We start from the raw sequence: 26,183 nt of genomic DNA, 5'->3' as shown, positions 1-26,183 counted from the left end.
ATCCAAGGATGGAGTGAAGTTCCTAAAGGTTTGGCTCTGTTCGATAATATATTAGTTTTTGAGAATTATCCTGTAGATCCTTCGGTGCAAGAGAGGGATATAAATTTTGAAATAGAAAAATTTCACGACTTTGAAAGAACTAACTATCCTGTAACTCTAACTGTGATTCCAGGTAAGGAGTTATTACTCAAGATTAGTTACGATGATCGCGATCGCTCCGATACCGTTACCCGAATGCTAGGACATTTGCAGACTTTGCTAGAGGGTATGGTTAATAATCCACAGCAGCGCCTTTGTCAATTGTCGCTCTTAACGGAAACTGAACGGCATCAGTTGCTTGTAGAGTGGAATAATACAGAAGTTGAATATCCTCAACAGCAATGTATTCATCAGTTATTTGAAACGCAGGTAGAAAAAACACCTGATGCCGTTGCTGTAGTGTTTGAAAATGAACAGCTAACTTATGGGGAGCTAAATGCTAGAGCCAATCAATTGGCGCATTATTTACAAAAGCTAGGAGTCGAACCAGAGGTATTAGTCGGGATTTGTGTAGAGCGATCGCTTGATATGATTATCGGACTGTTAGCCATCCTCAAAGCAGGCGGTGCATACATTCCACTAGATCCAGCCTATCCCCAAGAACGATTAAAATTTATACTAGAAGATACTCAAGCGCCAGTTTTGTTAACTCACAAGAAGCTAGTAGATAAACTTCCTCAGTGTGACATAGATGTAGTTTATCTTGATACAAATTGGTGGGTGATATCACAAGAAATTGAAAATAATCTCTCAAGTAGTTTAACATCCTTGAACTTAGCTTATGTAATTTATACATCAGGTTCTACCGGAAAACCAAAGGGAACAATGATTCCTCATCAAGGACTGGTTAATTATCTCACATGGTGCAAGAAGTCGTATCCAGTCATAGATGGTTGTGGCGCACCTGTTAATTCATCAATCAGCTTTGATGCCACAATTACAAGCTTGTTTTCTCCCTTAATAGTGGGTAAAAAAATCGTTCTTCTTCCTACAGAAAATGAAATAGAAGCTCTTAATACAGTTTTGCGTTCCAATAATGATTTTAGTCTCATTAAAATTACTCCAGCTCATTTGGAAATCTTTAATGAGTTATTACCCAATGAGGAGATGGCAGACCAAACCAGAGCTTTGATTATCGGTGGAGAAGCTTTGTACGGTAAGAACCTTTCAAAATGGCGAACTTATGCACCCAACACCAAAATAATTAACGAATATGGTCCAACAGAGACTGTTGTGGGATGTTGTGTATATGAAGTATCACCAGAAACTTCTTTATCAGGTGCCATTTTTATCGGTAATCCAATTGCTAATACCCAACTTTACATATTAGATAGACACTTACAACCTGTTCCTGTAGGTGTATCAGGTGAACTATACATCGGAGGCGAAGGGCTAGCACGCGGTTACTTAAACCGTTCTGACCTGACTGCTGAAAAATTCATCCCAAATCCCTTTTCCTTTAGCAATAAATTAGGGACACGTCTATACAAAACAGGAGACCTAGCCCGATATCTACCGAATGGAGAAATAGAATATATTGGTCGCATTGACAATCAGGTTAAGATACGTGGTTTCCGAATTGAACTAGGAGAAATTGAAGCTTTAATCACTCAATATCCCGCAGTGAGAGAAACTGTAGTTGTAGTCCGCTCAGATTTAGTAGATTCTCAAACTTTAGTCGCCTATGTAGTCCCACAACAAGAACAAAAACTGAGGATTAGTGAACTACGGAGCTTCCTGGAATCAAAGTTACCAAACTACATGGTGCCAGCAGCTGTTGTCATATTGGAAGCACTATCGCTGACACCCAATGGCAAAATTGACCGCAAAGCACTGCCAGCACCAGAATTAACACAACTATCATCATCCGATTATGTTCCACATACCACACCAATAGAAAATTTATTAGTAGGAATTTGGGCAGAAATACTCAAACTTGACAAAGTAGGTATTCATGATAACTTCTTTGAATTAGGTGGTCACTCATTGATCGCCACTCGCGTCATGTCCCAAATTCGACAAGTGTTTTCAGTAGAACTTCCTTTACGTTGCTTGTTTGAAAAACCAACAATTGCTGGGTTAGCAAAAGAAATTGAAAATGCAATTCAGGTAGGCTTAGGAGTTGAGCGGATAAATATTGAGAGAATTACTCCCTTGCCACACTTACCTTTATCATTTGCTCAACAACGTTTATGGTTTTTAGCTCAATTAGAACCAGATAGCCCTTTCTGCAACATCCCTGCGGCAGTGCGTCTCCAAGGAGAATTAAATTTGAACGCATTACAACAAAGCTTCAACGAAATTGTACGCCGCCATGAAGTATTAAGAACCAATTTCCAGACAGTTGCAGGGAAAGCAGTAGTTGTAATCTCTGAAGCAAAGCCCTTAATGTTACCAACCATCGATATTAGCAAGCTACCTTTAGACCAGCAAGAAGTCGAAATTAAACAACAGACTGCACAAGAAGTGCGACAACCATTTGACATTAGCAGCGATTACCTACTGAGAGTCAAACTATTACGTCTTGATGAACAAGAACAGATATTACTTCTAACGATGCACCATATCATCTCTGATGGATGGTCAATAGGTGTGTTTGTTCAAGAACTTTCATCACTTTATACGGCTTTCTGTGCTGGAAAACCCGCTTCACTCCCAGAATTGCCCATCCAATATGTAGACTTTGCCGTGTGGCAACGACAATGGTTGCAGGGTGAGGTTCTTCAAGGCCAACTCGCCTACTGGAAAAAGCAATTGGGTAGTAATTTACCCGTCCTGCAATTACCAACAATTCGTCCACGTTCGGAAGTGAAAACAAATTCCGGTAAAACTTTCTCTTTCGTCATTTCCTCTCAGAACTCCAAAGCACTCCAAGCACTTTCACGTCAAGAAGGTGTAACTTTGTTCATGACTCTGCTGGCAGGTTTTAAAGTGTTGCTGCAACGTTACACCAATCAAGATGACATCGTTGTAGGCACTGACATTGCTAACCGTAACCGGGCTGAGGTAGAACCGTTAATTGGGTTTTTTGTTAATTTGCTGGTTTTACGCACCTACCTTGGCGATAACCCTAGTTTCCGGGAATTACTTAAACAAGTACGTTCTTGTTTATTAGGAGCTTATGCTCATCAAGATTTACCCTTCGATGAGTTGGTGAAGGCATTAAAACCTGAGCGCAATTTAAATAACACTTCGCCACTGTTTCAGGTGTTGTTTGTTCTCCAAAATACTCCCATGCCCCCCTTAGAATTGCCAGGGCTGACATTACATCTGTTAGAAGTTGAAAATAAAATTGCTAAATTTGATCTAGCGCTATTTTTGACAGAAACAGAAGAGGAAATATTAGGTGAATGGCAATATAATGCTGATTTGTTTGATGAGAAAATTATTAGTTGCATGACGGAGCATTTTAAAATGCTACTTAACAGTATTGTGGCGCAACCTGATACCCAAATTAACAATCTACAAATGCTGACTGACAGTGAAAGTAAACAACAAGCCATGCAAAAAAAAGAGCGCAAAGCATTCAAACGGGAAAAATTTATGAGCGTTTCTCCCAAGTCCATCAGTTTATTACCAGAAAAATTAATTAAAATTGATCATTTTCAACCAGGGCAAACATTGCCTTTAGTAATTCAGCCTAACTATGATGAAATCAATTTAGTGAATTGGGTGCAAAATAATCGGGAATTTATAGAAATAGAATTACTCAAACATGGAGCTATTTTATTTAGAGGCTTTGATGTTAATTCTGAATTTAAATTTCAAAGTTTTGCCCAGGCAATTTATCCAGATTTGTTTGGAGAATATGGAGACTTGCCTCGTAAGGTGAAAGGAAGTAAAGTCTATGGTTCTACCCCTTATCCCTCTGATAAAGCCATCCTCTTTCATAATGAAAGCTCTCACTCGCATCAGTTCCCTTTAAAGATTTGGTTTTGCTGTTTACAACCATCTGAACAAGGTGGAGAAACACCAATTGTAGACTGTCGCCAAGCTTACCAAAAACTCAATCCAAAGCTCCGAGATAGATTGATTGAAAAACAGTTACTTTATGTTCGCCACTATACTGGTGATCTTGATGTCAGTTGGCAAGAATTCTTCCAAACTGATGATAAATTGGCAGTAGAAAATTACTGTGATCAAGCTAAAATTGATTTTAAATGGTACAATAATGATAGTTTAGTTACTCGCCAAATTCGTCCAGCTTTAGCAGTACATCCTAAGACTGGCGAGAAAGTATTTTTCAATCAAATACAGTTGCATCACATATCATATTTAGACGCAAAAGTGAGAAAATCTTTATTATCTTTGTATAAAGATGAAGAGTTGCCACGCAATGTTTATTACGGTGACGGAACTCCTATAGAAGAATCAGTGATTACAGAGATTAATGAAATTTATCAACAGTGTACAACCAGCTTCTCTTGGCAGAAAAGAGATGTTTTAATGCTAGATAATATGCTCGCTGCACATGGACGTTATCCATATCTAGGGCAACGTAAGATTATGGTAGCAATGGGGGAAATGGTTCAAAGTGAAAATGTTTTATATGTAAAAGAGAAGGAGTAATTAAATGATAAATCCCACGGCTAAAGGTTTTCGGCTTTCTCCCCATCAAAAACATCTTTGGTTATTACAACAAAATAGTTCTGCATATCTAACTCAAGGTGCTATTCTGATAGAAGGAAATTTCCAAGTAGATATTTTCAAAAAAGTATTACAAACAGTAGTCAATCGACATGAGATTTTGCGGACAAGTTTTTGTCAATTGCCTAGTAGAAAGTACCCTGTCATGGTTGTCTCAGATAGTAGTGTTACTTTGCCTGTATGGCAAGAGATAGATTTAAGTTCCTGTAGTGAACAGGAATATTTCTGGAAAATTGAAGAATTGTTTCAGCAAGATAGACATATCGGTTTTGACCTGGAGCAAGGTTTAATATATCGTTTATATTTACTTAAGTTTTCACCAAGTTTACATACTTTGCTGATCTCATTACCTGCACTTGTGGCAGATATACAAACAATTAAAAATTTAGTTCGTGAAATTAGTAGTTCTTATTCTAATTGCTTAGAAAACCAGGAATTAAATGAGCATCCAGTACAATTTATTCAATTTTCAGAATGGCACAACCAATTACTTGTAGATGAGGATGCAGAAAAAGCTAAAAATTACTGGGATGAGCAAAAATTTTCTACACTGGCTACTTTCATATTACCTTTTGAGAAAAAGCTCTTAAATCAATCAAAACTTGAAGTTGATTGTTATCAATTCAAGAGCAATTTTGAACTGACAGAAAAGATTGCAATATTAGCTCAAAAGTATGATACTTCCACTGCTGTCATATTATTAGTTTGTTGGCAAACGCTGATTTGGCGACTTACAGGAGAATCCAATATTATCATTGGCATGGGCTGTAATCTCAGACAATATGAAGAATTGGATGAGGTACTAGGATTACTTGCAACCTGGATACCAATTAAAAGTTATTTGACACCAGACTTGAATTTAGGAAAACTTTTAGAGAATGTTAAACAGACTTTAGACGATACCACCGAATGGCAAGATTATTTCGTTTCCGAATCTTTAGAAAATGACAATGATTTAGCATTTCCCATTGGTTTTGAGTTTGAACAATTAACCGAAAAAATATTTGCTAAGGATGTTTCATTTTCGCTAGACAAATACTATAGTTGTATTGAACCATTTAAACTGAAACTAACTTGTACTCAAAATGAGAACTCTTTAATAGCAGATTTCTACTACGATATTAATTATTTTTCCCAAGATACTATTGAGCGTCTAGCCGGACAATTTCAAACTTTATTAACGAGTGTAACCACTAACCCAACACAGAAAATTAGTCAATTAGAAATTCTCAGCCAAAGCGATCGCCAACAACTGCTAAATTTTAACCAAGCCCAGATTGATTATCCAACAGATCGGTGCATTCACCAACTGTTTGCAGAACAGGTAGAAAAAACACCAGATCAGATTGCCGTTGTTTTTGAAGACCAACAACTAACCTATGCACAGCTAAACCACAAAGCCAATCAACTAGCTCATTACTTACACAAACTGGGAGTGAAACCAGAAGTGGTAGTTGGGTTGTGCCTAGAGCGATCGCTAGAAATGATCGTCGGATTGCTTGGTATCCTTAAAGCAGGTGGAGCTTACCTACCATTAGACCCCAGCTTACCAACTTCTGGTATGGCTTGGCGATCGCAGGATGCCCAAGTACCCATACTACTAACACAACAGCAGTTAGTTGACCGTTTTTCCGAATGCACAGCCAAAATTATCAGCCTAGATAGCGATTGGGAAGTTATTAATCAAGAAGCTAGCGGTAATCTGATTAGCCAAGTTAGACCTGACAACTCAGTGTATGTCATCTACACTTCTGGCTCTACAGGTGTTCCCAAAGGAGTTGTTGTTGAGCATCAGCAATTACTTAACTATCTGTACAACATCCAAGAAATCTTGAATCTCCCTGCTGATGCGAGTTTTGCCACTGTCTCCACCTTTGCCGCAGACTTAGGCAACACAGTGATATTTCCTGCCCTGTGTCGTGGTGGATGTCTGCATCTGATTTCTAGCGATCGCGCTTCTGATCCTCAAGCTTTAGCAGATTACTTTTACCATCATCCCATCGACTGCCTCAAAATTGTCCCTTCACACCTGAAGGCGCTGCTAACATCACAGACAAATAAAGCAATTCTCCCCCGCCAGCGATTAGTGCTAGGAGGTGAAGCCAGCAGTTGGAATTTGATTGAGCAAATTCGGCAGTTAGCACCAGAGTGTCAGATTATTAACCACTATGGCCCCACCGAAACCACTGTGGGGGTGACAACCTTCACAGTTAGCCAGGAAGCAACAAGCCAGGAATATCAAACAGTTCCTATTGGTCGTCCACTGGCTAACACCCAAATCTACTTACTCGACTCTCTGGGGCAATTAGTCCCGATGGGAGTACCTGGAGAACTGCACATTGGTGGTGCTGCTTTAGCACGAGGTTATTTAAACCAACCAGATTTAACTGCCGAGAAATTTATTCATCATCCTTTTATTCCTGGAAAGAAACTATACAAAACTGGAGATTTAGTACGTTACCTCAGCGATGGCAACATTGAATTTCTCGGACGAGTTGACCACCAAGTAAAAATTCATGGCTTTCGCATTGAATTAGGGGAAATTGCCGCTTCATTGATGAAACACTCTGCTGTCAATGAAAGCGTAGTCATAGCATGGGAAGATGAACTGGGCAACAAGCGGCTAGTCGCTTATGTGGTACCCAAATCTCAATTGAATCCCACAACTCAGGAGTTGCGCGGCTTTTTGTTAGAACTGCTGCCTGAGTACATGGTGCCATCTATTTTCATGCAGATCAAGGTTCTGCCCTTGACACCCAATGGCAAAATTAACTACCAGATGTTACCGCCGCCGGAATTAACTCGACCCCATGCAGAAAAAACCTTCGGCATACCCCGTACGCAAATCGAGGAAGTGTTAGTAGGAATTTGGGCTGAAGTATTGCAGATTGAGCAGGTGGATATTGACGACAACTTGTTTGATCTAGGAGGCAATTCGCTATTAGCCATTCAACTTCTTTCTCGACTATGCACAACCTTTAATGTAGAACTACCATTACGCTGTTTGTTTGAATTTCCTACAGTAGAAAAGTTAGCCAAATGCATAGAAGCAGCAATGAAATTTGGTGCTTCTGGTTTGAAGGCTTTACCAATCAAGCGTGTGTCGCGGGATGAAAACCTGCCCTTATCGTTCGCACAGCAACGTTTATGGTTTCTTTACCAATTAGACCCAGATAATCCCGCGTATAATGTTCCTGCTGCCGTGCGCTTGCGGGGAGCGCTCCAATTAACCGCCCTTGAGCAGAGTTTGCATGAAATTGGACAACGCCATGAAGTCTTACGGACGACCTTCACCATAGCCGCAGGACAACCCATTCAGGTAATTGCCCCAGTTTCAAAATTGACATTAACAAAAATTGACTTGCGATCACTCCCAGAACACGAACGCCAAACCGAGGCGAGGCGACTGGCAAATGCAGCAGCCCAAAAACCCTTCAACTTAGAGCAAGGCCCGTTGCTGCGAGTTCAGTTAATGCACCTAGATACAGACGATTATTTAATAGTGTTTGTCATGCACCACATTGTCTCAGATGGTTGGTCAAAAGACATTATGGTGCAAGAGTTAGCAGTGCTTTACGATGCCTTTTCTACCGGAAAACCATCGCCACTAACTGACCTTGCTATCCAGTATGCAGACTTCGCAATTTGGCAGCGACAGTGGTTGCAAGGTGAAATTTGGGAAGCACAACTGGCTTACTGGCAACAACAACTTGCCAATATCCCGGTGCTGAAACTACCGACAGAGCGATCGCGCCCAGCCACTCCAACCCATCGAGGTAATGAACAACCTCTGCAACTACCAAAAACTTTGATGGAAAAGCTGGAGGCATTGAGTCGTCAACAGGGCGTTACCTTATTTATGACCTTGGTAGCAGCCTTCAAAGCCACACTACATTATTACACTGGTCAAGATGACATTGTGATCGGCACCGATGTTGCTAATCGCAACCGCAAAGAAATAGAGGGAATTATTGGATTTTTTGTCAACCAACTGGTACTACGTACTCCACTTGACGGTAATCCTACCTTTCGAGAATTGCTAAGTCGCGTTCGTGAAGTGACTTTAGGAGCTTATGCCTGTGAAGACTTCCCATTTAACAAGCTTGTAGAAGTTCTCAAACCAGAGCGTGAGTTGAATAGTGCGCCTTTGTTTCAAGTCAAGATAGTCCTCAATGTTCCGACACAGCCTCTAGAGTTTTCAGGCTTGAGTGTCATTCCCTTTGAATTTGATAGCAACACCAACACGACCAAATTAGATTTAAGCCTAATTTTATCAAAAACAGACCAAGGAATCACAGGCATAGTGGAGTACAGCACAGACCTGTTTAGTAAGGGGAGTATCACCCGCATATTAAAGCAGTTTACAAATACTTTGTATCTGGTTACTCGTCAGCCAGAAGTCAAACTTACAGAGATCAAAGATATGCTGCATCAAGCAGATAAACAACAACGAGATATACAAACAAAACAGCGACAAGAAATTCATCGCCACCAACTACAAAAAGCTCAACGCCAAACTATTATTGCCCCAGCAGAAAAGCAATATGACGATGAAAAAATTAACCACTAAAAACTCTAGTTTGAAGACATTAGGCAATATCAGGCGTAAATCAGTTAACTTACTACAAAGTAAATTAATTGCCACAGAATTCCTCCAGCCTGGAAAAACCTTACCTCTAGTCATGAAACCAGCGATCGTAGAGTTAGATTTAGCAGATTGGCTAGCAGACAATCAGGATTTAATAGAAACAGCCTTAGTCAGGCATGGTGCTATCTTATTTCGGGGATTTAACTTGGACAATGCTTTAGCATTTGAACAAGTTTGTCTGCGTTTATGCCCAGAATTATTTAATGAAAATGGTGAACATCCTCGTGCCACAATTAGCGGTAAAGTTTATACACCAGTATTTTATCCACCTGAAAAACAGCTTTTGTGGCATAACGAAAACTCATTTAACCATCGTTGGCCTCGAAAAATATTTTTTGGCTGTCAGCAACCCGCACAGCAAGGAGGAGAAACCCCAATTGTTGATAGCCGCCAAGTTTTTCAGCGAATCAACCCAAAAATTAGGGAACAATTCATGGAAAAGAAAGTGATGTATCAGCGAAATTACGAATCGGGTCTTGGACTTGATTGGCAGACAGTATTTCAAACCCATAATCAAGCAGAAGTAGAGGCTATTTGTAGACAAAATTTGATGAATTTTACATGGAAAAATCATGGAGGATTGAGAACGCGTTCCGTCCGTCCCGCAGTTGTTAGGCATCCTCAAACTGGCGAAATGTGCTGGTTTACTCAAGCGCAACATTGGCACATATCATGCTTGGATCAGGAAACACGAGACTCTTTATTATCATTATTTCCAGAAGAAGATTTACCTCGCAATTGCTACTACGGTGATGGCTCTGTGATTGAAGATTCTATTATGGAAGAAATCTGTGGCATCTATCAGGAATTAGAAGAAACATTTCCCTGGCAAACAGGAGATTTATTAATGCTAGACAACCTGTTGACGGCTCACGGACGTAATCCTTTTAGCGGCAAACGGAAACTTTTAGTAGCGATGGGCGAACTGATGAATTTTGACGAAATTAACAAGTGAGTAGCTATTATTGCTGCAGATCTAGCTTTTTCTTGGCAAACTTTGGGGGAATCAATGCAGGAACAAATACAAGGATTTAAACTTTCTCCACAACAAAAACGGCTGTGGTTATTACAGCCAAACAGCAAAACTTATAATTGTGTTTGCAGGGTAAATTTAGCAGGAAATTTGCAATTAGAAATATTAAAACAGGCATTATTAAAAGTTATTAATCGTCATGAAATTCTCAGAACAACTTTTTACTGTCCTAAAGGATTTAAAGTTCCCATTCAGGTAATTCAGGAAAATTCTTTCTACTCGCTCACCGAGCATAATTTAACTAATCCAGAATCTTTCGCAGTAGAGTTAGATAACCTATTTCACTTAGCCATCCAGGATAATTTTGACTGGAAGCAAGGGCCATTGTTACAACTCCAACTAGTAGCAATGCCGTCAAACCAGCACGTTTTGTTGATTAGTTTACCTTCACTATGCGGAGATGTCGGCACCCTAAATAATTTTGTCCAAGAACTCAGCCGTGCTTATGCAGCTTGCTTGCAAGGTGAGGAACTAACTGATGAACCCCTGCAATATGTGGATATTGCTCAATGGCAAAATGAAATACTAGAGTTAGAAGAACCGGAAGCAGAACTGGAATATTGGCATCAGTTAGATTTATCTCATATTGGCGATGTCATGCTTCCTTTTGCCAATCGGACTGAGAGTAGCAGGGAATTTCATCCCCAGTTCATAACTCAGCAAATCGCTCAGGAACTGGTAGCCAAGATAGAAATGATCGCGCAGCAATATCAAACTTCAGTTTCTGTTGTTTTCTTGACTTGCTGGCAGATTCTTCTTTGGCGATTGGCTCCACAATCAAACTTGCTCATCGGCTTGGCTTGTGATGGTCGCAACCATGAAGAATTGCAAAATTCTCTGGGATTGTTAGTTAAATATTTACCTTTTTCTTGTCATCTAGAAGAAAATTATCGGTTTGATCACCTATTAACAAAGGTAACAGAGGCCACAGACGAACTATACGCAGCACAAGCCCAATTTAGTTGGGAACATTTTTCAGCAGGAAATGGCCAAGACCCAAACTTATCATTCTTTCCTCTGTGCTTTGAATTTGTATCTTTCTCCACTTGTCAGGCAACGAGTGATGTTTCATTCTCGATTAACAAACACTATAGCTGTACCGAACGGTTTGCAGTCAAACTAGCTTGTGTATGCCGGGATGAAACTTGCATCACCGAATTACATTATGATGCCAATGTCTTTGCACCAGATGTAATTCAACGTTTAGCAAATCAATTTGAGATGTTGTTAGCCAGTGTAGCTGACAATCCGGCTGGCGCGATCGCTCAGTTTGACATCCTCAGTCCGATAGAGCGCCAGGAACTGGTGATTGAATTCAACAACACTCAAACCGCAGTTCCAGCTTACGCCTGTATTCACCAGTGGTTCGAGTCCCAGGTAGAACGCACCCCCGATCACATTGCGGTGATCTGCGAGAATCAACAACTGACTTATCACGAGTTAAATCAACAGGCAAATCAGCTCGCTCATTACCTGCAAAACATTGGTGTTGGGCCAGAAGTGATGGTGGGAATTTGTACCGATCGCTCTATTGAGATGATGATCGCAGTGTTGGGTATTCTCAAAGCAGGTGGTGCCTATGTTCCCTTAGACCCCACTTATCCGAGAGAGCGGTTAGCATTTATCTTCAACGATACGCGATCGCCTGTGCTGTTAACCCAGCAAAAGTTGCTAGCAATTCTCCCGGAACATAGTGCTTTGGTACTGTGCTTAGACAGTGATTGGCAGAAAATAGCGTCTGAAAGCCAAGAAAACCCCATTAGCAAAGTAGTATCTGAGAATCTTGCTTATGTGATCTACACCTCTGGCTCTACAGGTCAACCAAAAGGAACCTTGATTCCCCATCGAGGGCTAGTTAATTACCTCGCTTGGTGTACTCAAGCCTATGCAGTCGAGCAAGGAAAAGGCACAGTCGTTCACTCATCTTTAGCATTTGACTTAACCATCACCAGCTTATTTTCACCTTTACTCGTAGGACAGCCAGTTGAACTTCTTCCTGATGACTTCAGTATCGAGTCTTTGAGCGCCGCTTTGCAAAAATCCCACGACTTGAGTCTCGTCAAAATTACCCCGTCTCAACTGTTGTTACTCTCGCAACAATTATCGCCGTCACAAGCAGCAGGGAAAACTAAAGCCTTCGTCATCGGTGGTGAAAATCTCCAGGCACAAAGTCTGACTTTCTGGCAAGAGTTTGCTCCTGAAACTCAACTGGTGAATGAATACGGCCCGACAGAAACCGTTGTTGGTTGCTGCATTTATCAAGTTCCGCCAGGAAGCAAAGAATTTAACTCTGTACCTATCGGTCGTCCCATTGCTAATACTCAAATTTACCTGCTGGATTCTGCTCTTCAGCCAGTGGTAATAGGAGTAGTCGGCGAACTGTACATTGGAGGGGCAGGTTTAGCAAGAGGATATTTGCATCGCCCGGAACTGACAGCACAAAAATTTATTCCTCACCCATTTAGCCAGGAACCGGGAGCGCGGTTGTACAAGACGGGAGACTTAGCTCGGTTTCGCCCGGATGGACAGCTAGAATTTCTAGGTCGGGTCGATGATCAGGTAAAAATCAGGGGCTTTCGGATTGAATTAGGGGAGATAGAAAAAGTTTTAGCTCAACATCCAACCGTACAAGAGACAGTGGCGATGGTACGCGAAGATGTTCCAGGTGATCAACGCTTAGTCGCTTACGTAGTACCTACCATCGATGTCACTCCTCATGCTGGTGACCTGCAAAACTATTTACACTCCAGGCTGCCAGAGTATATGGTGCCATCGATGTTTGTGATCCTCAATGCCTTGCCTTTGACCATTAATGGTAAAGTAGACAAGCGATCGCTGCCAGCGCCCGCTCAGGCACAACTGGCAATCAACGCCACGATGGTCACTCCGCGCACCCCGACGGAGGAAATACTGGCTGGTATCTGGTCTCAGGTTCTCGGTAACCAGCAAATTAGCATTCACGACAACTTTTTTGAGTTAGGTGGGCATTCATTGCTGGCGACTCAAGTCATGTCCCGCTTGCACAAAGTTTTTCAGATAGATATACCACTGCGTTATTTGTTCGAGTCACCAACTATTGCCGGATTAGCAGAGCATATTGAGACAGCCACAAGATCTGGTTCAGAACTCACAGTTGTGCCTCTGGAGTCGGTTTCACGGGATCAAGATTTGCCCCTATCCTTTTCTCAACAACGCCTCTGGCTGCTGGACAAATTGGAGCCTAATAACTCGTTATATAATATTCCGGCAGCAGTGCGCCTCACAGGTTTACTGAACATCACCGCACTAGAACAAAGTTTCAATGAACTGATATCCCGTCATGAAGTTTTGCGGACTAGATTTGTGGCAGTAGATGGGCAACCGTTTCAGGTAATTGAACCCACCTTAAGTTTCACCCTAGAATTAGTAGATTTGCGTTCACGAAGTGTCTCTTTCAGAGAATCGCTCTCTCAGACAGAACGAGAAACTGAGGTGGAAAAATTAGCCCAAGATGAAGCTAATCGACCTTTTGAACTAACCCAAAGTCCCCTGCTACGATGTGTGCTGCTGCAACTGGATGATCAAGATAATGTCTTGCTAGTTACCATGCACCACATTATTTCTGATGCTTGGTCTGTCACCATCCTCATTCAAGAACTAGGGGAACTCTACAAAGCTTTTGCTGCCAATCAGCCCTCTCTACTGACTGCACTCCCCATCCAATATGCAGACTTTGCGATTTGGCAGCGTCAATACTTACAGGGAGAGACCCTCAAAACTCAGTTGACCTACTGGAAACAGCAACTAAACGGCGCTCCTCCCTTGCTGCAATTACCGACAGATAGACCGCGACCAGCAGTCAGAACTTTCCGGGGTGCCACCCAATCTTTCACTCTACCAAAGCCCCTCACAGAGGAAATCAAAAACCTCAGCAACCGCGAAGGGGTAACTTTATTCATGACTCTGCTCGCAGCTTTCAAGACTTTACTCTATTGCTATTCAGGGCAGGAAGATATTATCGTCGGCTCACCCATTGCCAATCGCACTAGAGCAGAACTGGAGGAACTAATAGGATTTTTTGTAAATACCTTAGTTTTGCGGACTGATTTGTCTGATAATCCTAGTTTTCGCGAGTTATTAGGTCGGGTACGCTCCCATACATTAACAGCTTACACTCACCAAGACTTACCATTTGAAAAACTTCTAGAAGAGTTGCAGCCTGAGCGAAATCCCAGTTACAATCCATTGTTCCAAGTGTGGTTTGTCCTCCAAAATGTGGCAATGCCATCCTTAGAACTGGAAAATTTAAATATCACTTCATTAAATATTCATAGTGATAGAGCAAAGCATGATTTGAGGCTGGAGTTAGCAGAGAGTGAAGAGGGATTAATTGGCTCAATAGGTTACAGAGTAGACTTATTTGAACAGACTACTATCGCTCGCATGGCTAAAGATTTTGAAAGTCTTTTAGTCCAAATTACCGCACAGCCCCAGATTAAATTAAGCAATCTCGTAGAAATCCTGACTGAAACTAATAGACAACAACAGATAATCAAAGAGCAAGAGCTAGAAAGTGCTATTCGACAAAAGCTCAAGATGACTAAACGCAAGTCTATCAGTGGTATTTAAGTTCATTTAAATTAGATAACTGACCATAAAAAAATCAGAACTTGACAAATCTATGAGCCAAAAATTAGGATCTTTTAAGCGGCAAGTCGTTAGCATTTCCCCAGAAGCATTAATCAAAACAGAATGTCTAGAAAGCAGGTTATTACCATTAATCGTTAAACCCACAGTAGAAGGATTAAATCTTGCCGCTTGGGCTAAAAATAATCAACAGTTGATTGAGACAAATTTACTCAAACATGGAGGCATTCTTTTTCGCAACTTCCAGGTGAATGGAGCCGCAGATTTTGAGATGTTTATTCAGGCTATTTCTGGAACATTATTAGAATATTCTTATCGTTCAACACCACGTCATCATGTCAGTGGTAAAATCTACACTTCAACTGAATATCCGGCTGAAGAGTCTATTCCTCTACACAATGAAATGTCATATTCTTGCAACTGGCCAATGAAGATTTGCTTTCATTGTGTGCAACCAGCAAAGGCAGGAGGAGAAACACCAATTGCCGATAGTCGTAAAGTTTTTCAACGCATCGATCCCAGCATTAGAGAAAAATTTCAACAAAAAAAAGTCATGTATGTGCGAAACTATAGAAAGAAATTAGACCTACCCTGGCAAGACGTTTTTCAGACTAATAGCAAAACCGAAGTAGAAGATTATTGTCGCACAAATGATATAGAATATGAATGGCATGAGCAAGATAGTTTGAAAACTCGCCAAATTTGTCAGGCTGTTTCTACCCATCCTCAAACCAACGAAATGGTCTGGTTTAATCAAGCTCATCTGTTTCATGTTTCTAGTTTAAATTCATCTGTCCGAGAAGGTCTTTTAGCTGGTTTCAAAGAGGAAGATTTACCACGTAACGCTTATTATGGGGATGGTTCACCTATTGAAACTTCTGTATTAGATAGTATTCGGGAAATTTATCAACAAGAAGCGATTAATTTTCCCTGGCAAGCAGGAGATGTATTGTTACTAGATAATATGTTGACTTGTCATGGACGCACTCCGTTCATAGGTTCCCGAAAGGTATTAGCAGGTATGGCAGAGCCTTTTAGTAATAATAATTAATTAGAGAGCGAAAAATGCAACAGGAAACTATTGAAGGTTATCGGCTTTCGCCTCAACAAAGGCATTTGTGGTCTTTACAACAACTTGATTCTACACTACCTTATCGCGCTCAATTTTCTCTGATAATTGAGGGAAATCTCAATCACAAAATTTTAGAATCGACCTTAGAAAAGCTTGTCAATCGACATGAAATTTTGCGGACAAACTTTTGTTTCCTACCTGGAATGACAATTCCACTTCAGGTAATAGCTGATGACAGTAAATTATCAGTTCATTATTCTGACTTCAGCAATTTATATCCCGAACAACAAGATGCCAAAATTGCAGCGCTTTTTAAGGATGTACTGCAATTACCTATTAACTTTGAACAGAAGCCAATTTGCGACATATATTTAATAACTCTGTCCCTAGATAAGTCTATATTGCTGATTAGCTTACCATCTCTGTGTGCAGATACTGCAACTATCTTTAAATTAGCAGAGGAAATTAGCTATTTATATGCAGCATCTTGTCATGATGAAGAACTAACTGACGAACCAACACAATATGCAGATATTGCTCAATGGCAAAATGAAATAATTGCCGATGATGAGAGCAAAACAGGAGTAGAATATTGGCAATTTCTAGATATTGAAAACATTTTCAAGATACAACTGCCCTTTGAAAATAAAATTACACAAAAATCTATATTTGACCCTCAAACTTTAACTTTAAATATTCATCCAGATTTAGGAGCTAAAATTGCAGCTTTAGCTCAGAAGCAGGAGACTACAACTGCTACATTGTTACTAGCTTGCTGGCAAATTATGTTATCGCGTCTGACTGGAGAGTCAAAGATTATTGTCGGTCAGGCTTTTGATGGGAGAAAATATGAAGAGTTAGAATCAGCAATAGGGCTATTTGCTAAATATTTACCGTTAATTTGTGATTTAGAAAATAATTTACAAATTAGTGAAGTTATAAATCAAGTCAACAAATTAGTCAATGATACCTACAAATGGCAAGAATATTTCGATTGGGAGCAACTAAATTTCACTAACAAAAGCATAAAATCAGCATTTCTACCTTTTAGTTTTGAATTTTTAGAATATCCTGAAAAGTATTCTCAGAGCGGAATCACATTTTCAGTTTTGCAGCACCATGTCTGTTTTGACAGATTTAAACTTAAATTATCTTGTCTGCGTCGAGATGATTATTTAACATTAGATTTTCACTACGATTCATCTTTATTGAACTCAGAACTTATTGAACGTTTAGCCAGACAATTTCAGACTTTGTTGCAAAGTGTAATCAATCAAACAGAATTGGCAATTGGCAAGTTAGAAATCCTCAATCATGCTGAACGACAACAATTATTAATTGAGTTTAATCAAACTCAAACTGACTATTCGCCAGATAAATGCATTCACTACTTATTTGAACAACAAGCAGACCAGACACCAGACAAAATTGCTGTAGTTTTTGAAGACCAGCAAATTACTTATGCTGAACTTAACACTAAGGCTAACCAACTAGCTCATTACTTACAGAAACTGGGAGTTTGTCCTGATGTGTTGGTGGGGTTATTTGTCGAGCGATCACTAGAATTAATAGTCGGACTCCTTGCTATACTAAAAGCTGGTGGAGCATACCTACCCCTAGACCCGACATTGCCGAAACCAGCCTTAGCTGTGAGGTTACAAAATGCCCAACCTCTAATACTATTGACCCAGCAGCAGTTAGTTGAGACGCTACCAGATTACCCTGTAAAAACAGTATCTTTGGACACTGACTGGCATAACATTTCCCAAGAAAGTCAGGAGAATCTGATTAGTGAAGTGGGAATGAAGAATTTAGTCTATGTCCTGTTTACTTCTGGTTCTACAGGTAAGCCCAAAGGCGTTGGTGTTGAACATCAACAACTGTTTAACTATATTCATGCCATCAAAGATAGACTAGACCTTGCCGGGTGTAATAGCTTTGCGACAATTACCACCTTTGCTGCTGACTTAGGCAACACCACAATTTTTCCTTGTCTGTGCAGTGGTGGATGTCTGCATATAGTGTCATCACAGAGAGCATCCAATCCAGAGGCATTAGCAGACTATTTTCATCGCCATCCCATCGACTGTTTAAAAATTGTCCCTTCTCACCTGACAGCCCTACTGGCATCTTCTCAAGCCCAACACATATTACCAAAGCAGCGCCTGATTCTGGGTGGGGAAACGTGCCGTTGGGATTTAATTGAGCAAATTCAGCAATTAGAGCCAGAATGCTTAGTTTTTAATCATTATGGACCAACAGAAACTACTGTTGGCGTGCTGACTTATCCAGTCCAGCTAGGACAAACAAATTATCATTCTAAAAGTGTTCCTCTAGGGCAGCCAATTAGTAACACACAAATATATCTGTTGGACTCTTATCTGCAACCAGTACCCATAGGCGTACCAGGAGAATTGTATATTGGTGGTGCAGGTGTAGCCAGGGGCTATTTAAATGAACCTGATTTGACTAGCGAAAAGTTTATTTTTCAATCTTTTGAGGAGGTAGAAGGCAATTTCCAAAACACCAGAATTTACAAAACTGGGGATTTAGCTCGCTACCTACCTGATGGCAACATTGAATTTCTGGGGCGTATTGACCACCAAGTCAAAATTCATGGCTACCGCATTGAGCTTGGGGAAATAGAAACGGCACTGAAACAACACCCAGTGGTGCGGGACACTGTGGTACTGGTTCGTGACGAATCCGGTAACCAGCGTCTGGTAGCTTATGTTGTCCTGGAAAAACAATCTGCTCCCAAAACTAGCGAATTTCGAGAATTCTTGTTAGAAAAGCTACCTGAGTACATGATTCCGTCTGTTTTTGTACGGTTGAAAGTTCTGCCATTATTACCCAACGGTAAGTTAGACCGTCAGGCACTGCCAGCACCCGACATGACTCGCTCGGATTTAGAAGGAACTTTTGTAACTCCCAGCACGGCTGTTGAAAAAGTGTTGGCACAGATTTGGGCAAAAATTCTCAGACTTGAACAGGTAGGAATTCACGATAATTTCTTTGAGTTGGGTGGAGATTCCATCCTCAGTATGCAGATTATTGCCAAAGCTAACCAAGCTGGTTTACAAATTACTCCCAAGCATCTGTTTGAACACCAGACAATTGTGGAGTTAGCAGCAGTAGCTGTCAAAAACCGAATTATTCCAGCTGAACAGGGGCTAGTCACAGGTGAAGTTCCGCTTACACCAATTCAGCACTGGTTCTTTGAACAGAATCTTCTCGATTCCCACCACTGGAACCAATCAATCCTACTAGAAGTTCATCAATCTCTCGACCTTGAACTTTTAGAACAGGTAGTTAAGCATTTGTTGGCATATCACGATGCGCTTCGCCTAAGTTTTGTTCGCCAAGAATCCACTTGGCAGCAGGTTAACGCTAACCTCAATGAAGTAGTGCCATTTACGGTAGTAGATTTGTCAGGGGTATTAGAAACAGAACAAGCGGCGGCAATATCAGCTACAGCAGCTCAACTACAAACCAGCCTCAATTTAAGCTCAGGTTCGCTGATGCAGGTGGCTTTCTTTAACTTGGGAGATACTCAGCCGGGCCGACTGCTAGTGATTATCCACCACTTAGCTGTGGATGGGGTTTCATGGCGGATTTTGTTGTCTGACCTGCAAACGGCTTACCAACAAATTAGTCAAGGTAAGGCAATACAACTACCACCCAAAACTACCTCTTTCAAACATTGGGCAGAAAAATTGCAGGAATACGCCCAGTCTACAGCATTACAACAAGAACTAGAATACTGGTTGGCGATAGCTGCGCTCGCCGTAAGTCCTACGGACAGGCTGCGCCAACGCGGAGCGTCTCGTAGAGAAGGCATCGCTCCTGAACAATTTGCTCAAATTCCGGTAGATTTTCCTGAAGGCGACAACACAGTAGCTCAGGCACACACGATATCGGTAGCCCTCAGTCAGGAAGAAACCCAAGTTTTGCTCCAGAAAGTCCCGAAAATTTATCAAACCCAGATTAATGATGTCTTACTCACAGCGCTGGTACAAGCCTTTAAACCCTGGACAAAAGAAACGTTGCTAGTTGACCTAGAAGGACATGGGCGAGAAGAAATCTTGGAAGATGTAGACTTATTGCGTACTGTAGGCTGGTTTACTACCATTTTCCCTGTTGTCTTAGATGTCAGTAAAACCAATGGTATTGGGGCAGCAGTGCAAGCAGTAAAAGAGCAGCTACGTAGGATTCCCAATCGAGGTATTGGCTATGGCGTGCTGCGCTATCTCAAAGGTGAGTCACGACTGGATGAACTCAAAGTCGATGTCAGATTTAATTACTTGGGTCAAACTGACCAAATATTTGAATCATCTATGTTTGCACCAGCCTCAGAGTCTACTGGAATAGGCCGCAGCCTGAAAGGAAATCGCAGCTATTTACTAGATATCAACGGCATTGTGGCTGATGGTCAATTGCAATTAAATTGGACATATAGTAAAGCAATTCATCACCAAGCGACTATAGAAAGTTTGGCGCAAGGTTATATAGCCGCACTACGTGAGCTAATTGCCCATTGTGAAACTTTCACAGATGACAAATCTTTGGACTTATTAGAAGCAAAGCTAAGTCCCAAGGAGACAGTAGAAGTTTCTACTAATCTGGCATTTTTAAACGCCGAAGCTGTACTAGACCCGACAATTTATCCACAGACATCTTTTGAATATACAGCAGAACCATCTCATATTTTCTTAACTGGAGCAACAGGTTTTGTCGGAGCTTTTTTACTTTATGAACTTCTGCAACAGACTTCTGCTGATATTTATTGCCTAGTACGTTCTGCTGACGTAGAATTAGGAAAGAAGAAGCTCCAAAGTCATTTAGAATCATATAGAGTTTGGGATGAAACTCAAAGGCATCGCATCATCCCAGTCCCAGGTGATTTATCTCAGCCATTACTCGGTCTTTCCCATGAGCAATTTCAAGTAATGGCGAGTAAAATTGATGTGATTTATCACAATGCGGCTTCTATTAATCTGGTTTATCCTTACTCTACTTTGAAGGCAGCTAATGTTCTGGGAACTCAAGAAATTTTGAGATTAGCCTGTCAAATCCAAGTTAAACCTGTGCATTACATTTCGACTCTGAGCGTTTTAACCTCAGAGAGTCATGGTGAAGTCAAGCAGATTTCAGAACTTCACAAGTTTAATCATAATCAAGCACTATTTGGTGGCTATCCTCAAACAAAATGGGTTGCTGAAAAATTATTAACTATTGCATATCAACGAGGAATTCCAGTCAGTATTTACAGATTGGGACGGATATCAGGGCATAGCAAAACTGGTGTTTGTAACACTAATGACCGTTTATACAGAATGATTAAAGGCTTTATCCAACTTGGATGTGTGCCAGATGTAGACACTATAGTAGACATGACTCCCGTGGATTATGTGAGCCAAGCGATCGTTCATATATCGAAGCAGGAAAAATCACTCAATCAAATATTTCATTTGTCTAATCCTAACCCTAGTCGCTCTTTCCAAATGTTTAATTTTATCCGTGAGTTTGGTTACCCACTCCAGCTAATGTCAAACAAACAATGGCAAACAGAGCTACTCAATGCTGCTGAGTGTTCCTTGGACAATCCATTGTATCCACTCATACCTTTTTTTGCTAGCAGTGAAAGCAGTAACGAGAAAGAGGAATTAACAAAAGATTTAAATTCACCATCATTAAAATTAGATTGCCAAAATACAAAAGATGGACTTGCAGGTAGCTCAATTATTTGTCCCCCTGCTGATGCTGAGTTACTTAATATTTACTTTTCTTATTTGATTCAAAGTGGCTTTATGAATGCCCCACAGCGAAAAGATTTATCTAGTTAAGTGCGGCAATTCCCCAAAGCTAAAAGCTAGTTTTGTATTTATGAGTAAGTGAAAATCTAGTTTCAAACAACTAAAAATGGAGAAAAATACATGGAAATTGTCAATAAAGAAGCAACAGAAAATCAGATTTCTCGCCAACAAAAATATCTACATGAATTAATAGTACGCTATACCAAGCGCACAAAGACATCAAAACAAATGACCCAAGCCTACCGCTCTGTTATGGCAGATAACAGAGTCTCCGCAGGGTTCAGTTTTCCTCTAAAAGAGATGTTTTATCCCATTGTAGGTAAGCGCTCTTTAGGCTCAAGAATTTGGGATGTTGATGACAACGAATATATAGATCTCACGATGGGGCTGGGAGTAAATCTTTTTGGTCATAACCCACTTTTTATCAAAAAAGCTTTGGAGGAACAACTAGAGCTAGGCATACAACTTGGACCACAATCTGAGTTTGCTGGTGAGGTAGCCGAGTTGATTTGTGAATTAACAAAGATGGAGCGGGTAACCTTTAGTAATACAGGTACAGAGGCAGTAATGACGGCTATTCGTCTTGCACGAACAGCAACAAGCCGCAACAAAATTGCCTTATTTTCTGGCTCTTATCATGGTCATTTTGATAGCGCTTTAGTTGAGGTACAAATAGTAAACGGCAATCCAATTACAGTGCCAATTGCTCCAGGAATTCCGCCAAATATTGGAGAAGATATTTTAATTCTAGATTACGGAAAGCCAGAATCACTATATGTGATCAAAGCTCATCAGCATGAATTAGCAGCTGTTTTAGTTGTACCTGTGCAAACAACGCGACCTAATTTACAACCTAAAATATTTCTTCAACAATTAAGGGAATTGACAAAACAAACAGGAATAGTGTTAATTTTTGATGAAATGGTTACGGGTTTTCGTATTCATCCAGGTGGCGCACAGGCTTGGTTTGATGTTGAAGCCGATATAGCAACTTATGGCAAGATTGTTGGCGGTGGTATGCCCATTGGAATTATTGCTGGTAAGGCTGCTTATATGGATGGTATCGACGGCGGAATGTGGAATTATGGAGATGAATCTTACCCGCAAGCAAAAACAACATTTTTTGCAGGCACATTCTGTAAACATCCATTGGCGATCGCCTCTGCAAGAGCTGTACTGAAGCATTTAAAAAGTCAGGGACCAGTTCTCCAGGAGGAGTTAAATCAACGCACATCACAATTTGTTCAAGCCTTGAATACTTACTTTGCAGAACAAGAACTACCTATTAGGATGGCTAATTTCGGCTCACTCTTCGGGCCTGCTTATTCAGAAGATTCTACACCTTCAGAAAACTCTTCAGCCTCAGATAGCATGGCTTTGTTACTATATCACCTGTTTGACAGAGGAGTTTACCTCCTTTCGCGGGGAGGTGGTTTTCTATCAACAGCCCATACAGATGAGGATATTAATTACATAATTCAAGCAGTCAAGGATAGTGTTAAAGAATTACAAATAGGTGGTTTTTTACCTGTTAATAATGATAAACTATCCGAAGCATAAAACTAGTCTCAATTAACAGTAAATAACTGCAATAGATTTGCGTATTTTCTTGTATTAATCATTATGTCTACAACAAAATTGCATTTGAATTACGATATTTATGCTCTGATATACAACGAGCGCAATGGTCAAAACTTCTGCAAGATGGCATTACAGCCTTGAGGACAATTACTGATCCCACATCTTTCCCCAGGAGCATTTCATCTACTAAATGCTAACTGGCAGCGTGCAAACATTAATTTACTGGAGTTTAGACTAAAACCCGGGATCGTTAACAAAGGAATGCACATATCGTTAGTATAAAATCTTGGGAAATACAGTCTTCAGTTAGCATTTAACTTCAACTTTTTTAGAGCAAGGAGAAACTTTTTATGACTTCAGAAACTCGCTATTCCGAATATAATGCTTTTGCTCAGATATATAACAAAGAAATTGGCAATAGTCACAGCGATTATGCGCTGCGGGCGCTGGATAAACTGCTCTTCCCCTATCTTACAAAAGGAGCAGATATTCTTGACTTGTGTTGCGGTACAGGCCAGTTGGTAAAACAGTTGATGATTAAAGGCTATCAAGTGACTGGACTAGATGGTTCTGAAGATATGTTACGCTATGCTCGTAAGAATTTACCAGATGGCAAATTTATCCTGGATGATGCACGCTTTTTTAAGCTACCATCTACCTTTGATGCAATAATTTCAACATCTGCTTCTTTAAACCATGTTACAAACATTGAAGAACTGCAATGTATCTTTCAGAATGTACATACAGCATTAGTGACAAACAGTATATTCTTGTTTGATCTAAATCTAGAGGAAAGGTTTGATACGGATACTGAGTGGAAAGGTTCCTTATCTGGCAATGTTACAGAAGAGTATGCTTGGGCATGGCGAAAGAAATATGATCCACAGGACAAAATAGGCAAAATAGATATTACCGTATTTGAACAATTAAATGCAACCTGGCAGCGTTCTGACATGACCTGGCTAGTAAAAAGTTATTCCAAAACTGAAATTCAGTCTGCTTTGAAAAATGTAGGTTTTACAGAAATCAGTGTTTACGATGCAGAGCGTGATTTTGCCATACATGGAAAGGCTGGCAATGCCTACTTTGTTTGTCGCAAAGGCTAGGCGAGTAAGTAGGCGGGACTCTAGTGGGGTAGGGGTATTATAGCAATATAGTCCTGCTAATTCACCACAGCCCTGCCTAAATGAATCAAGATTTTGGGGATTTCTTCTTACTGAATCTTTTCAATAGTAGAACAATGATATTTATCCCAGTTATTAATGGGGTACAAAGCATAACTAGTTAATATCCAAAGGCATTATGTATCAAGACGACAAAGAAGACACGGCAATTTACAAAGTTGTAGTTAATCATGAAGAACAATATTCCATTTGGCTATCTGAGCTTGAAAATCCTCTTGGTTGGAAGGATGTTGGTAAAAGTGGACTTAAGCAAGAGTGTTTAGACTATATAAAAGATGTCTGGACTGACATGAGACCACTCAGTCTTAGGCAAAAAATGCAGGAAATAGCCGGCAATAGCTAGTTAATCTGGGTGGGGGGGACTTTCTATAAATATTCTCAAAATTTCCCCCCATCCCCTTGTCCTCTTCGTTGGCGCACTTACTAAAAAAAGTGCTAATTAAAAGTTAAATCATGAGCAATACATTAACCTTTAACGCCTGTGTTACTTGCCCTAAACCTCATCCTTATGCTTCGTTACGTTTATTTTGCTTTCCCTACGCAGGGGGAAGTTCTCTGATATTTCGCCCGTGGTTAAAAAGTTTATCTACAACTATAGAAGTTTGCCCCATTGAACTTCCTGGAAGAGGAATGCAAATGAAGTTAGCTCCTTTTGCACGACTAGAACCTTTGATTAAGAGTTTAGCTCCCGCATTGCTTCCACATCTAGACAAACCTTTTGCTTTTTTTGGTCACAGCATGGGTGCGCTTGTTAGCTTTGAACTAACTCGTCTACTACGTAGAAAATATGGTGTCAGCCCAATTCACCTATTTATATCTGGTCGTCGCGCTCCTCAAATTCCTAATTTAGATCCACCCATTCATGCTCTTCCAGAACCTGAATTTATCGAGGAACTGTGCGGACTTAATGGTACTCCTCAAGCAGTCCTAGAAAATACTGAACTAATGCAGTTCATTATCCCTATCCTGCGGGCAGATTTTGCTGTCCTGGAGACTTATGTTTATACTCCTGAACCCACTTTGAATATTCCCATCACTACTTTTGGTGGATTACAAGATCCAGAAGTCAGTGTTGACGAACTCCAAGGTTGGCAAGAGCAAACACATTCTACCTTTTGTCAGCAAATGTTTCCTGGTGACCATTTCTTTCTCCACTCAGCACAATCATCTCTACTAAAGTCTCTTTCTCAAAGACTGAACTATATTACAAGTGAAATTTAGTGGTGAATCTCTTTACGCTTGAGTTACCAATAGACATATCCTTAATATCAACAATAAGGTATAATAAAGAACAAAAGCAAAGATTATGTGTAGAGAATATGACAAGTCCTTTGGCAAGAATAGAATCACATCCCCGTGAAGCAAAACGCCTAATAGGAATTAATTATGACCAGTTCTTAGCATTGGTATCTTTAGCAGAGCAAAGACATATAGAGAAACAAGCAGAAATTGAAAAAAAGAAAATTCGGATTATTGCCAAAGGAGCAGGGTCAGCGCATCTCAAACCCTGTTGACAAGAGGACTTGCCTAATCAGCA

The 26,183-nt window shown here is 40.4% G+C and carries 11 protein-coding genes; all 11 read left to right on the top strand.

Annotation, left to right across the window (positions count from 1 at the left end; translation table 11 throughout):
- The coding region (locus ACM0OP_RS17815) for an amino acid adenylation domain-containing protein (protein ID WP_414529761.1) at positions 1-4,608 on the top strand (4,608 nt) is incomplete at its 5' end.
- A gap of 4 nt (positions 4,609-4,612) precedes the next feature.
- On the top strand, positions 4,613-9,256 hold the full coding sequence (locus tag ACM0OP_RS17810; RefSeq protein WP_414529760.1) for an amino acid adenylation domain-containing protein: 4,644 nt from the start codon (positions 4,613-4,615) through the stop codon (positions 9,254-9,256).
- Positions 9,231-10,289, top strand: coding sequence for a TauD/TfdA family dioxygenase (locus ACM0OP_RS17805; protein WP_414529759.1), 1,059 nt, complete (start codon positions 9,231-9,233; stop codon positions 10,287-10,289). The genes ACM0OP_RS17810 and ACM0OP_RS17805 overlap by 26 nt, the downstream gene beginning before the upstream one ends.
- 54 nt (positions 10,290-10,343) lie before the next feature.
- The gene (locus ACM0OP_RS17800) at positions 10,344-14,975 is read left to right on the top strand and encodes an amino acid adenylation domain-containing protein (RefSeq protein ID WP_414529758.1); all 4,632 of its coding nucleotides are present in this window, start codon (positions 10,344-10,346) and stop codon (positions 14,973-14,975) included.
- 52 nt (positions 14,976-15,027) lie between these two features.
- A complete protein-coding gene (locus ACM0OP_RS17795) occupies positions 15,028-16,044 on the top strand; it encodes a TauD/TfdA family dioxygenase (RefSeq protein ID WP_414529757.1) in 1,017 nt (338 codons plus the stop codon).
- Between the two features lie 14 nt (positions 16,045-16,058).
- Positions 16,059-21,911 (top strand): amino acid adenylation domain-containing protein, encoded by a 5,853-nt coding sequence (locus ACM0OP_RS17790; RefSeq protein ID WP_414529756.1) that lies wholly within the window; start codon positions 16,059-16,061, stop codon positions 21,909-21,911.
- A 90-nt stretch (positions 21,912-22,001) separates the two neighbouring features.
- Positions 22,002-23,441, top strand: coding sequence for an aspartate aminotransferase family protein (locus tag ACM0OP_RS17785; protein WP_414529755.1), 1,440 nt, complete (start codon positions 22,002-22,004; stop codon positions 23,439-23,441).
- A 371-nt stretch (positions 23,442-23,812) separates the two neighbouring features.
- Entirely contained in the window at positions 23,813-24,568 is a 756-nt protein-coding gene (locus ACM0OP_RS17780; protein WP_414529754.1) for a class I SAM-dependent DNA methyltransferase, read from the top strand.
- Between the two features lie 196 nt (positions 24,569-24,764).
- Positions 24,765-24,989 carry an MbtH family protein gene (locus tag ACM0OP_RS17775; protein ID WP_414529753.1) on the top strand — a complete coding sequence of 75 codons (225 nt, stop codon included), beginning with the start codon at positions 24,765-24,767 and terminating at the stop codon, positions 24,987-24,989.
- A gap of 110 nt (positions 24,990-25,099) precedes the next feature.
- Positions 25,100-25,867 carry a thioesterase II family protein gene (locus ACM0OP_RS17770; RefSeq protein WP_414529752.1) on the top strand — a complete coding sequence of 256 codons (768 nt, stop codon included), beginning with the start codon at positions 25,100-25,102 and terminating at the stop codon, positions 25,865-25,867.
- 98 nt (positions 25,868-25,965) lie between these two features.
- Positions 25,966-26,160 (top strand): hypothetical protein, encoded by a 195-nt coding sequence (locus ACM0OP_RS17765; RefSeq protein WP_414529751.1) that lies wholly within the window; start codon positions 25,966-25,968, stop codon positions 26,158-26,160.
- Positions 26,161-26,183: the final 23 nt, after the last annotated feature.

The sequence above is a fragment of the Nodularia chucula CCY0103 genome, from assembly GCF_963923915.1.
Classification (GTDB): domain Bacteria; phylum Cyanobacteriota; class Cyanobacteriia; order Cyanobacteriales; family Nostocaceae; genus Nodularia; species Nodularia chucula.
This window is presented reverse-complemented; position numbering and strand designations above follow the sequence as displayed.